We start from the raw sequence: 12,872 nt of genomic DNA, 5'->3' as shown, positions 1-12,872 counted from the left end.
TTATCGTCGTTGAAAACAGTGTTGCCAAGAGTGAATAAAATGACTCTTTCTTTTTACACAATTATATGGACTCAATCTCTTCTCACCGGTTTGGGGGCACGATACGAGACCTTTTGTTACCCCTTTTCCTTTTCCGCACCAATTTGGAGTCATTATATAACTTCCGGCGATTATTGTCCGAGCCTGCCGCGATCCGCTTCGCAATGCCACAATCCTGTATGGTAACCAATTTTTAACCTACAGATTTATTTTCTTCAACAAATAACTTCAAATGATTCGGCAGCTCAATCCCATACAATTTTGAGACACCTTTTTTCTTGGCATTCCTGCATGTCTTTAAGAGAAACCTGACAGTTGTTTTGATTTCCTTATCTTTTATACTTGCCGCTTGCAAAATTTTATGTATGTCTACTAATATTGCTTGGATAAAAGAGATTTTGGCACAAGCAAGTTCATAATATAACCGGCCTATTCTTTTCTCTCTAAATTTATAATCTTCACTAATCCCTAAAACGCTTATTTCTGCTAGACTAATGTGATTTCTGATTTGTTCTATGGCAAAGTATTTTGAAGTGGCTATTAAACTTAGTTTCTCGTTATCCTCTTTCTTCACCATTTTGAGAATATCATCAGCAACGCCTATAATTTGCTGCGTGATTAAATTAATGTTTTTCCTTTTTTTACATTCTTTATTGAATTTTCTGAATTTTTTATTCCCAAGTTCCTTTTTCTTTATTTCTATGTTGACCCTAGTGTTAAATAATTTTATATAAATCGAACCATATACTTTATTAAAAGAATCATTAGCTGCTGTCCTTTTTAATCTGCCATCTACGACTTTATAAGTAATAAAACCGCCTACCAATAATCCTATTAATGGAGAAAAAATATTAAATAATAAAAGTGGCTCGTTTAAAAGTTTACTAAAATGAATCATTCTTTCCATCATCCCATCCTCCATTAATTAATTCTCTCTCTATATTTATCCCTCTACGTAAAACTTCGGGGTTTAATCAATCTAAAAGGGGGTATAGATAATTTTTGAGTCTTTTTAACCACTTTTATCTTTTTAGAGAAATGAACAAAAAACCTGGCTTTTAACCAAGTTTTTGATGGTGTTTATAGAGGTAGATTTTTTCTGCAAAAAAGCTTACAGCCAACCCGATTAGCAAAGGGGTAAACGAACCAGTTGAAATAAAGAAGCCATTAGAGTTATCTATATATTTGTGGTGAAACATTAACCAAGGAATAGTAAATAAATGCCCAATCAGGTAAAGTAGAGCTGTCGAAAATACGAATGATCCAAAAGTAACGATAAAGCTCTTTAACTTCATCCAACCACCTCCATATTATCAAAAATCACGGTCACTAAGGCAACCCTTAAAACTTTGAACTTTCCTATTTAGGGATTACTTTCTCTTTCTCTCACCTATCCGCTTTAGCAAATACGCAAAGGCAAAAGCCAAAATTGCTGCCCCCATTATAAAAGCAGAAACTCCTCCAATCGCTATTCCAAACCAGGGGTTCGAAATAAGCGCTACAATAAAACTGCTTACTACTCCTATAATGCCAAGGCCAAAATTTACTTTTGCTGGAAGATAAGTTCTTTTCGGATGATAAAGATATAGATAAGTGGTAATAAAACAAACGAGAAGCAAGTAAAGTACAGCTGCTGTCGTACCATTTGCCAGCTGAGACATTCCGTATAAAAACCAGGGAATAGGTTTTTGACCAGGAATCGAAAAAGCAATGGGCTTCAGTTTTTTACTATCAAGGTCCTGTATAAAGAAGTCGTATTTTTCAGGAGTATCCGCCCAGTTGGTCTGTTCCAGAAAAGCAATTTGGTTTTTTCCATGAAAAAACTTTGGATTACCAACTGACGTATTTAGATCAGTCATTCTTTTTGTTTTTCCGGTTGCCATGTCCATCAAGAACAACTCGTATTCGTATAATGAGCTGTTTCTGGATTCCTTTGCAATAGCTGTGTACGCGATGTTTTCCCCGTTAGGCGACATTCGAATAGAGTAAGCTTCACTTGGCATTCCTGAAGGAATATTTACGTCTACTTCAGCATTCTTTTCTATTGAAAAGGATGTTAATTTAGCTCTGCTCGTATCGTCTAAAGCGTAATAAACGTCTTTTCCGTTTGGCGAAAGGGAAAGGCTATTCATGCTGAAGTGATCTAAATTCGTTAGCTGTTTGGGTTTACCACCCTTTACACTAATAGAGTATAAATCAGCACCTTCTTTTGTTTCGCCCTCCGCTTTTTTATAATCCTTGGCCGGAATGGCTATAAAGTAAATGGTTTGGCCTGATTTTGAAAAAACAGCTTCTGAAACATGAAGTTTCTTTGTTGTAAGTGTATTAGGATTACTTCCATCCCTATCTGCAACAACCAGAGAATTTAGTTGCTGTGAATTTTGAGAAAGATATAATAATTTCTTACCATCCGAGGAGTATCTTGGGTCATGAAGTCTTTCCGTTTCCGACTCGGCCAGTTTTCTAACATTTTTTCCATCTGAGTTTGATTCATAAATAGCTTCATCCCCACCTGTAAAATAAGAAAAAAGGATGTTCTGGTCATCAGGTGACAGATCAAATTGACTGTCCAGCCCATTAAAATATCGGTAGGCGTCTTTTTCTAGTAAAAAATTAAAAATCAGGGAAACTACTACTAAAATTGAGGCAACAGCGTTTAAACTTCCTAACGTACGTTTCTTTTTCAAATGATCCTCCCTCTCTTAAAATTGCTTCGATTTCTTAAAAAAATCAGTGTAAACAGCTGTCTGGAAAAGAGGTGAGCCACTGCACCTATTGGTATTCCATACAAATCCAGCCATAAACCTTCCTGGTACTGATCGGGATGCTTAATAAGTGAAAATGTAGTTAATGCCCCGATAAACAGGGAGGGCACCAGAAAGAAGGACCAGGGATTTCTTAGCCATTTCGATTTATACTCTGCCGCAACCGCTTCGTACATTACCTCTGCCACTCCTGAAATAATAGCTACTAAAAACATCCCTGTTATGACGGTATCTATTGATAAGGCATTATCAAACTCTGGATGATAATATTCCATCGCGGTAAAGGAAACTAGACATAAAAACCCGGTAACAAAGACGACATTCCATAGGTAACGAAAGATCTTGTAAAATGGAAACATTGATCTTTTTAATTCCCGATTCAGTTTTCTTTCATTGCCAAAACACTCGATAGCTATATCAAGGGCTTCTTCTTGTTTAAACCCTTTTATGATTAATTCGTTAACATGCTCGTTCAAGTGAGAATATAATTCTTCTTTAAATTCACACTTTTCATCCTCATTCATGGGTAAATCAGATACAACACTATTTAAAAACCTTTCCAACTTTTCATTCATGAGAAGCCCTCCAACGTCTTGTCAATTAACTGATTTATTTGTTTCCAGTTCTTCAGTTTTTCTTCAAGGACCTTGCGGCCATGATCTGTAATGGAGTAATATTTGCGTCTATTTCCATCCTGTTCCTGGCTCCAATACGAGGAAACGCAGTCTTTGGTTTCTAATCTTTTCAATGCTGGATAAAGCGTTCCCTCGTTCATATGGTAGGCTTCATTGCTAAGGAGACGCAGCTTCTTTGTCATTTCATAACCATAACCATCATTTTCCACCAGTAAAGAAAGTAATAAAATCTCAATACTTCCCTTTAGCAGCTCTCTATCCATATGAAAACCTCCAAATTTTTCTAGTTACATTGTATAACAACACACCTTGTATAACAATGTATTTTTTCAAAAATATTCCAAAGTTTCTAATTAACCCCTGAATTTTTAAGGAAAAAAGTCAGTAATCGATGAGATTACTGACTTTTTTTTATATTAGCTTACCAAGCTTTTGAATTCCTGCCGTAATCTCTTTCTCACTGGCATAACTAAAGGAAAGACGTAAAAAATCAGACCCCTCCTTCTGGTCCAAGAAAAAGTATTTACCCGGAACAAAGGAAACTCCTTCAGCGAGAGCTTGGGGCAGCAATTGGGCTGTATCAACTCCGGGTGCTTTCACCCATACAAAGTATCCGCCTTCTGGCACGTACCAGGAAACCGTTTTTGGAAAATATTGCTCTAGTGAACGAATGAGTGCGGAACACTTGGCTTGATAAACCGCTCTTAAAGTATGGAGCTTTTCGTCAAGATTGGTATTTTCCAGGTAGGCAGCCATAGTGGATTGAGCAAATGGGTGATCTAAATCTTTTTTAAACCAGGAGGCTGCTGAAATGAACTCACTTGCTCCGGCTATCCATCCAATCCGCATTCCTGGTGCCACAATCTTGGATAATGATCCGACATGCAGAACTCTCCCGCTCTTATCCATTGCTTTAATGGGTACTGGATGATTTTTAAAAGCTAGCTCACGGTAAGCGTCGTCTTCTACAATAAGAAAATCAAACTCTTCAGCAAGCTTCAATAAATGCTTCCGGCGCTCGTATGACATGGTCGTTCCTGTTGGATTTTGAAAGGTTGGAATTGTATAAAAGAACCGTGGAAGAGCAAGACCCTTCTGTTTTCTTTCAGCCAGCATTCCTTCCAGTTCATCCGTCCTCAGCCCATCTTCATCAATTGGTACACAAAGAATTTGTTTCGTATAATTTTGAAAAATCTCCAGAGCTTCCATATAAGTTGGGGCTTCGACAGCCACGATAGCTTTTTCATCCAAAAAAATGCGGGCAATAAGATCAATCGCCTGGCAGGCACCAGAAGTGATCAAAATCTCTGAGTCTGAGACACGAATGTCCCGCTCTCCTAATCTCTTCATTATTTGCTCTTTTAATCTATTAATTCGCGGACTGCCTATATAATGAAGGGGAAGATCCTGTTCCTCCTCAAGAAGTACAGCAACAGACTTTTTTATTTCACTGGAAGGAACTAACTCAGGATCCGGATAGCCTGAACTCAGGCGAATACATTCCTTTGGAAGATTAGGCATCCAGGCACCTGGTGGATTGTTTTTTAATGCTTCTTTAATGTTTTCAGATAGAAATTCCTCTGCCTTCACTATGGCCCTTGCTCCTTTCAAGTGAATACATAGATATATGTTTCATTATAAACCTTCTAATACAACAGGTAACTAAAAATTATTTTATTATTTTGTTAATATAATTGACGACACAATAATTAAAAGGGTTCTCCATTTTTGATGGAAAACCTTTAAAAATTATATTTTAATAGATTCACAGTTGAAAACTTACTTTCCGTGCGCTAATTTTCTTTTTAAAGTGCTACTGCTAAGTTCACTGGCATTCCAATAGGCTGTTCCCGTAGCGACTAAAAGCAGGATTCCTGTCACAATAAAAACGCTTTGAACAGGGAAGATACCGCCAAGGAATCCCCCAATCATGGGCCCTACCATCCCGCCTAGCTGGTTTGAAGTTTGACTCAAGCTGAAGGCTCTGCCACGGAAATCCTCCGGTGTAGATTTTACAACCAAGCCGTTTAAAGCCGGATAAACCGCACAGAAGAAAATGCCAAATACGAAACGAATCATAGAAAATCCCCAAATATGAGAGAACATAACCTGAGCTAACATTCCAAGTCCCCCGCCCAGCAGTCCAATAAATAAGACTCGCTGGAATCCCACTTTGTCTGCCCATTTACCCCAAATCGGAGCGAAGAGAGTACTGGCAATACCAGGAAGTGAAAATACAATTCCTGCAATTAGCGAAGCTTTATCAGAAGAGCCGCCGAGCTTCACAATATAGAGAGGCAGAACCGGTTCAATCGTCATAATCGAACAACTGACAACCAGCGTCAGGATAAGCACCAGCAAGAAGGAATGGTTGGCGAGGGCCACCTTAAAGTCCTTTTTAACCGAACCCTTTTCCTTACTGGGTTTAAAGTTTTCTTCTTTGACCCAGAAAATAATTAATAACGTCGCCAGGCCTACAATAATTCCCCCAGTGGCAAAAGCCCACCGGTTTCCTACTAATTGAGCAATGCCTCCCCCAAAAAGCGGACCGACAATCTGCCCTGCCGCTGAGGCTGAAGAGATTAGAGAAAGAGCATATCCTACTTGATTCGTAGGCGTGTTCGTACCGATTAAAGCAATGGCTCCAGGGATAAATCCGCTCAACAACCCCTGCAGAATTCTTAATGCTAATATTTCATAAGGATTTGTTACAAAAGCCATCAAGGTATAGATGACAAACAGGGCAATTCCCGCCCTTACGATCATTGGCTTCCTGCCGTATTTATCGGCCATCCTTCCCCAAAATGGTGAAGCAATTGCACCGGCAAAAAAAGCAGAACTAAAGATAAGACCCGACCACATTTCTGTGTGCTGATGCACGCCTATTTGCAGAAGAAATAGAGGCAAAAAGGGAATGACCATGGAAAAACTTGCTGCTGTAAAAAAGACCCCGACCCAAAGTACCCACAAATTACGTTTCCAAGTTAGCACGCTGTTCCATCTCCCAGTTAGAGAAAAAGTTTATTAGTTTCATCATGAAACTATTATGTTTTTTTATATTACCACAAAATGTTATTATTTTCACTCACGAAATATCCGATTTGTGAAATAAGTAAATTATAGGATCTTCTTGTCTGAACGGGCGATTCATTCAGACTTCTTTGGGAAAAGGAAATTCCTCTCGGTCCGAATACGTTGCCATTAGCCGCACTACTAAAAAAATCCCGGCATGGCTTTATGCCCGGGATTTTTTAAACATTATTCTACTTTTTTAGTATAGTTATATTTGGTCCGATCGACAGGAACAAAATCTTTGGGAGTGTAGAAACGCAGTAAATCGCCATTAACCACTTTATCTGATAAAGAAAGTTTTTCCTGAACGATTTCCTGATCCCTCTGAACTTCTGCCATTTTGTCTTCCCCTATTTCCATTCCTGTTTTAGAATCGTAGAATTTCCCTTCCACTGCTGTAATAGTCGGGCTTACAAAATCTCCATTTCTAAAAGGAATCAAATCATCATGTTCTTTTGATAACAAGTCGGTTCCAAATTGAATGTATTTTTTCGAATCAATTCCCAGAAGATGAAGAAGAGTCGGCAGAACATCCACCTGCCCTCCATATTCATGGTTGACCCCACCCTTTATACCCGGAACATGAATAAACAATGGAACTCTCTGCAGTCCGGCACTTTCAAAAGGCGTAATTTCTTTCCCCATGATTTTGGACATTTCTTCATTATTATCTTTCGGAATACCATAATGGTCTCCGTACAATATAACAATCGTATGGTCATCCATCCCGGACTTTTTTAAATAAGTAAAAAACTGCTTTACCGCTTCGTCTGCATAACGGGCGGTCTGAAAGTAGTCATCCACTGTTGGAACACCCGTGTCAGCCGGCTTAATCGTGGTTTCCTTTTGATCCATGCTAAACGGAAAATGATTCGACAGTGTGATTAACTTGGTATAGAACGGCTGGTGCAAAGACTCAAGCATCGGAAATGATTGCTTTAAAAATGGCTTATCCATAAGCCCGTATTCCGTAAGATTATTTTGATTCATATTAAAATAACTTGAATCAAAAAACTTATCGTAGCCAAATGATTTATATATTTCTTCCCGGTTCCAAAAACTTGCAGCATTCCCGTGAAAGACAGCTGTGGTATATCCCTGCTGTCCCAGAATTGCCGGAGCAGCCTGATAGGTGTTTAAGCCTTTTAACATATAAGCGGAACCCTGAGGAAGGCCATACAGAGAGTTTTCCAGCATAAATTCTGCATCGGACGTCTTACCATGTGCTGTCTGATGAAAGAAATTATCAAAGTATATGGTATTTTGTTCCTTTGTTAAGGAATTTAAAAATGGTGTTACTTCCTCGCCGTGCAATTTGTAATTTATAAGGAAGTTCTGGAATGACTCCAGATGATAATAGATAACATTCATTCCCTTGCCCTTGCCAAAGTACTCAGGATTTGGCTCCGCATAATTCGACTTGGTATAGTTATATACCGCGGTAATATCATTGCTGTCCGCCAGTGCTCTTTGTGCGGATGCTCTGGTGCTTTGAACCATATCGTAAAGAGAATAGTTGTACAACCCTACATATTTTACAATGTAATTACGGTCAAAGCCCCTTGTTAATAATTCAGGACGGTCGATTTCAGCTAATCCAATATTCGCACACAAAATAGTTAAGGTAAGTGAATAGTAAGCAGAAATTCTGTGACGGTTATAATTCCTATTCTCAATTTTTATTAAACGAAATAATAGCACTCCAGCCAAAAAAATGAAATCTATGAAAAACAAAACGTCATAGGGTTTTAACAAGGATTTCACACTGCCGCCTATATCTCCTGCATTTTGAGTCTGAGTTAATGTTGGCATCGTAATAAAATCATTAAAGAACCGGTAATACAATATATTGCTGTACAACAGTACAGATAAAAAGAGATAACCACCCATAAGCCAATAATATTTTTTCGTGCCTTTCGACAGAAAAGCAAGTCCCTGAATAAGCAGGGCGGATCCCAATGGATTTATGAATAACAGAAAATGCTGATAAGGGCCCTCTATCCCTAATTTGAATTGAGTCAGTTGTGCTATATATGTTTTGATCCAAAGAAAAATTACAGCCAGGAAGAAAAAGTTCGTATATTTGCTAAAAAAGCTCTGACCTTTTCGGAAAAAATTATTCATGCTCCTCCTCCATCCTGTTCGATCTGCCCCTTAGCGTTTCTTTCATATTATTTATATCGTACATATTGTTTTTAGCCATTAATAAATAGCATAAGGCAGAAGGAAGAAGAAAAACCTGAAGAATCGATAAGGTAATAATATACGTATTTGGTTCTTGAAAGTGGATTGAAATCACGCCAAGCAGTATACCTACTCCCAAGTTCCCAATCGTTCTGCCTAAACTATTGAAAAGGTTTGCCACACTAAAGGCTGTTCCCCGATGTTCAGGAAAGTTTACATCCGTTATAAGGGCCAGCCAGTTTGGCGTGTTTGCGGACTGTGCTGCAGAAGCAAAGAAAGACAAAACAAACAATAACGCCATCCAGGGATTCATAAATAGTTGTTTTAATAATCCGAATAAAATAAATATAGCATTACTGTCTTTAGGAAGCAGCAGGTTGTCCATTGGAATACTAAACATCAATATATAAAGGGGCATCGTAAGAAATACAAAAACAGAAGTAAAAATAGCCCTTCCCTTATACGTTTTCTTTTGAAATCTGTCACCAAGATGACCAAAGTAAGCTGAGGCCATTCCGCCAACCTGAAAAATGGCATAAAGGTAACCAGAAGCAATCATAGCTGTTTCAACACTATAGCCCTGCTGCTGAATTTTAATAATAAATAAAGTAGGTATCCAAATAAGACTCCCTGTTGAAATATTCATAAAAAATGCCTGAACAAATAGAAACACATTACTTTTTTTAAATAAAATAGGCAGTATCTGCTTTGTGTCTATAAAATAATTGTAGGTCTGCCCCTTTTTTATGAGACTTCTAAGCTCTGGGTCTGACTGGCCTCTAGGTGGTTCTTCCACAAAAGCATATAAAAAAATAAGTAAAAAACCAATAAATCCAATTATTTCAAAAGGCCATCTCCAGCTATGGCTTGTCGCAGTCAAAGAAGCCAAAAGAGATCCCACAATTCCCCCCAGGCCTTGCGCCATGCCCCAAAGGCTCAAAACCATGCCTCTTTTTTCATAATGAATATAATCTGTTAATACACTATACCCAATGGAGGCAATACAGCCTAAACCAATTCCCGTTACTATTTGAAACAGGAGCAGCTGTGTGTAGTTTTGACTAAAGGCGGTTAGAAAAACAGACAATACCCAAATAAGAGTGCCGATTATAATTAACGTCTTCCTTTTAAATTTCCCAGATAGATAGCCCCAATAAACCGAAGAAACAGCTGTTATCAAAATATTTACTGCAGAGACGGTTCCCAATTTAGCTATACCTACATTTAAATCCCTTGCAATAAACTTAAATAGCGGTGGAAATAAGCCAATAATAATATTATCAAAGGCTGCAAGGGCAATAAATACACTTATCGTAAATAGAGTTTTGGCTTTAGAGCTTTTCGAGTACATGAAAACCCCTTATTCTAAATTATTTAACTTTTATATGTAATCCGAAAAGGTAAGGAAACTTTCTCCCTCACCAATCCATTTTAAATGCTAGCTAGACTTCCATATCAAGCAAGTTGAAACTTCCACTCCTCGCTGGTTTCCACTTCCAGAAGGAACTGAACGATTTCTTCAGCCACTTGCGGCTTAATATATTTTTTTTGGCTGTTTATAATACTTTTCAATTTCTCTGCATTGCTTCCAAGCAGCTGATCGATTGTAAATTTAATTTCACTTGTATCTTTACAAATAACACCCAAATTGAGCCTTTCTGCAAACCGAGGATTGTCCTCTTCTTGTCCAGGCAAAGCCCCCGTTATTATGATAGGTGTATTGGAGGAAATGGCTTCAAACATTACATTTGGGCTGCCCCTCGTAAAAGCGATATCCGAATCAAACATAAGATCCTGAATATTTTTTGTGAATCCAAAAATGTCAACCTTATTACCATATCTGCTCTTTAGCGACTGCTCAAGCGTTGACTTCAGTTTTTTATTTCTTCCGGCCACGATCTTTACATGGCAATCAAAATGGTCGAGGAGAATTTCGGCTATATCCTTCATATTCCCCACACCCTCGCCACCGCTCATTATCAGGCATTTTAAAGGTTCCCCTTCGTTGAATATGCTCTTTTTATTAACACTCTCCCTAAAAAACCGAGAGCGCACAGGGAATCCCAGAACTTTTAATTTATTGGCTGGTACGCCGTATCCAATACATTTGTCCTTTGCTTCAATTGTGGGGCTGATGGTGTAATCTGCTCTTGGATCAGCCCATAGCGGTGAAATATTTACAAGGTCTGCTATAAGGACAACAAAAGGGATTTTAATAAGGTATTTTTCCAAAATATTTAATATAGACCCATTAAAATTAGGATGAACAGATAAAATGATGTCGGGTTTTATTTCGTCCAATAATTTAAGAAAATTGAACCTTATTAATTTCTCTATAAATTTATTAATCAAAGTGGGATTTTCAGCCGAAAAATTAAAAACCATTTTCCATAAATTTTCCGAATGCCTGGTTATTGGCCCATAGGTCTTGCCTATTCCCATCAATGAATGCCCTCCTAGCGAAAAACCGTCTACAACATGTACGGTTATATCAGGGTCCATTTCAATCTTTTCATACAAAGATTCAGTTATGCTCTTATGGCCATGACCTGTATGATCAGAAGAAATGATTAAAACTTTTTTCCCCATACTTTCAACCTCACTTAACTCCAATTATCCCTTGGTGAATGACAAACTAACAGCCGCCCACATATGTCTATTTTAAGGGAATGAATAATTATGATAAATAGTTATTTATTTAAAAATAAAACCAATACCCTTAAATATAAAACTAATTTATTTATTTTAAAAGAGAGAAAACATTAAAATTCTATTAATTTATTTGAAGAGCATGACAGTTAATTGTGAAACGGGAGCCTTTTTAATCTACAAAAACGCCCCAGCCATCTGAATAACCGCCATGCGGTTTGCTTATTTCATCTAACTTTTTCTGTATTTTAACCAACTCGCTATGATTTAAGAGCATTTTTTTAGAACAGGAGCATGTCCACTCATCTGTTTCATCGTCCTGGTAAAGAAAGGAGTTGAAGCCATCCTCCTTTAGTACCTGGGATAGCTTTTCACCTGTCTGTTTATCAGGCACGGCCACAAAAAACTCCACTGATTGCGGCTTTTTAAAACTTACACCATCATTATATAAACTTTGTAAGGCTTCTCCATTAGCATCGTTTGGAAATTTCATTGGTTTTCCTCCATCATCTTTACTTTCACTGTTGTATTATACTTCACTCATTTCCTTTCTCCTAATCATTTCCGCCGTTATAGGAAGGTTGGAAAAAGCATATGCTTTTTTCTTCACAAGGATTGTACCTTTCTATTTTTGGAAAGAATGATAGTTGCTCAAAATATGATGAAAAGAGTGTTTAAGAATGAAGGAAATAACCTTTAAAGCATTTGCTATCACCAATGAAATTGATTTGAATAAAATCGCTATACAGTGTGGTATTCCAAAGAAATTCACCTGGGAAGAGCCATTAACCTTAAAAGAAGATAATCTAAAAACCATCCTCCATAAAAATGTGGATGAATCACAACTAGTACTTGTTTTTTCTTTTGGCAGTATTGTCTTCATCAATTTCTCCCAATACTTTGAGATCAAACATATTTTGAAGTTCATCCATTCATTCGAACCGGACATTAATCTTAAAAATCCTGACAATTACAAAGATGATTACACTCTTCGCATTAAAGATACGGAGAAAATTGAGTTGACCGACGAATATGTAGTGGTTCCTGAATATGAGACCTTCTATCCCGAATTAATATCAACGGTGATTGCGAAGTCAGTGGCACTTGAAAAAACAGAGGAACAGCTCGGAAAAATCAATGATAGTCTTGAAACACTGATTGACCGGCTGGAAAAAGGCAAGCTGAGGATTGGAAACAAGGAGCTCGCTAGAACAACTGCAAAAATCGTCCGGCATGAATATAACACCCTCGCGTATATCATGATTCTGGATAAGCCAGAGATTACATGGACGAGCAGCGCAGCCAGCCAATTTTATGATAAGATGCTTAATTTTTTCGAATTAAATGATCGTTATAAAATCATGAAAAGCAAAACAGAAATTTTATACAACATCATGGACGGCTTCTCCACCATCAGCCATTCAATTAGAGGTTTATTCGTGGAATGGATTGTGGTTATATTGATTGTGATTGAGATTCTTCTAACGGTGTTTGGGATACTGGGGTGGCTTCCATAATTAATATTATA

Annotated in this window: 12 protein-coding genes; 1 reads left to right on the top strand and 11 read right to left on the bottom strand. The window is 37.7% G+C overall.

Annotated features, from left to right (window positions below):
- Window positions 1-232 precede the first annotated feature (232 nt).
- The 11 genes from G8761_RS12860 to G8761_RS12810 form a co-directional block, all read right to left on the bottom strand.
- On the bottom strand, window positions 233-949 hold the full coding sequence (locus G8761_RS12860) for a hypothetical protein (protein WP_166027255.1): 717 nt from the start codon (window positions 947-949) through the stop codon (window positions 233-235).
- A gap of 148 nt (window positions 950-1,097) precedes the next feature.
- Window positions 1,098-1,334 (bottom strand): hypothetical protein, encoded by a 237-nt coding sequence (locus G8761_RS12855; RefSeq protein WP_166027253.1) that lies wholly within the window; start codon window positions 1,332-1,334, stop codon window positions 1,098-1,100.
- 75 nt (window positions 1,335-1,409) lie between these two features.
- The gene (locus tag G8761_RS12850; RefSeq protein WP_166027251.1) at window positions 1,410-2,726 is read right to left on the bottom strand and encodes a DPP IV N-terminal domain-containing protein; all 1,317 of its coding nucleotides are present in this window, start codon (window positions 2,724-2,726) and stop codon (window positions 1,410-1,412) included.
- Window positions 2,723-3,379 (bottom strand): permease prefix domain 1-containing protein, encoded by a 657-nt coding sequence (locus G8761_RS12845; RefSeq protein WP_166027249.1) that lies wholly within the window; start codon window positions 3,377-3,379, stop codon window positions 2,723-2,725. Before G8761_RS12845 ends, G8761_RS12850 begins: the two co-directional genes overlap by 4 nt.
- Window positions 3,376-3,702, bottom strand: a complete 327-nt coding sequence (locus G8761_RS12840; RefSeq protein ID WP_166027247.1) for a PadR family transcriptional regulator — start codon at window positions 3,700-3,702, stop codon at window positions 3,376-3,378. The genes G8761_RS12845 and G8761_RS12840 overlap by 4 nt, the downstream gene beginning before the upstream one ends.
- A gap of 148 nt (window positions 3,703-3,850) precedes the next feature.
- Window positions 3,851-5,029, bottom strand: a complete 1,179-nt coding sequence (locus G8761_RS12835; RefSeq protein ID WP_338000951.1) for an aminotransferase-like domain-containing protein — start codon at window positions 5,027-5,029, stop codon at window positions 3,851-3,853.
- A gap of 189 nt (window positions 5,030-5,218) precedes the next feature.
- Window positions 5,219-6,430, bottom strand: a complete 1,212-nt coding sequence (locus G8761_RS12830; RefSeq protein WP_166027245.1) for an MFS transporter — start codon at window positions 6,428-6,430, stop codon at window positions 5,219-5,221.
- 267 nt (window positions 6,431-6,697) lie between these two features.
- On the bottom strand, window positions 6,698-8,635 hold the full coding sequence (ltaS, locus tag G8761_RS12825) for a lipoteichoic acid synthase (protein ID WP_166027242.1): 1,938 nt from the start codon (window positions 8,633-8,635) through the stop codon (window positions 6,698-6,700).
- A complete protein-coding gene (locus G8761_RS12820; protein WP_166027240.1) occupies window positions 8,628-10,046 on the bottom strand; it encodes an MFS transporter in 1,419 nt (472 codons plus the stop codon). The genes ltaS and G8761_RS12820 overlap by 8 nt, the downstream gene beginning before the upstream one ends.
- Window positions 10,047-10,150: 104 nt before the next feature.
- Window positions 10,151-11,284 carry an MGDG synthase family glycosyltransferase gene (locus G8761_RS12815; RefSeq protein ID WP_166027239.1) on the bottom strand — a complete coding sequence of 378 codons (1,134 nt, stop codon included), beginning with the start codon at window positions 11,282-11,284 and terminating at the stop codon, window positions 10,151-10,153.
- Window positions 11,285-11,516: 232 nt separating this feature from the next.
- Entirely contained in the window at window positions 11,517-11,837 is a 321-nt protein-coding gene (locus G8761_RS12810; RefSeq protein ID WP_166027237.1) for a ribonuclease E inhibitor RraB, read from the bottom strand.
- A 187-nt stretch (window positions 11,838-12,024) separates the two neighbouring features.
- Here G8761_RS12810 and G8761_RS12805 point away from each other — a divergent pair, with 187 nt between their 5' ends.
- Window positions 12,025-12,861: an RMD1 family protein gene (locus G8761_RS12805; protein ID WP_166027235.1), complete on the top strand. Its 837-nt coding sequence runs from the start codon at window positions 12,025-12,027 to the stop codon at window positions 12,859-12,861.
- The last annotated feature ends 11 nt before the right edge of the window (window positions 12,862-12,872 follow it).

This window comes from Neobacillus terrae, from assembly GCF_011393025.1.
Lineage (GTDB): Bacteria > Bacillota > Bacilli > Bacillales > Cytobacillaceae > Neobacillus_A > Neobacillus_A terrae.
This window is presented reverse-complemented; position numbering and strand designations above follow the sequence as displayed.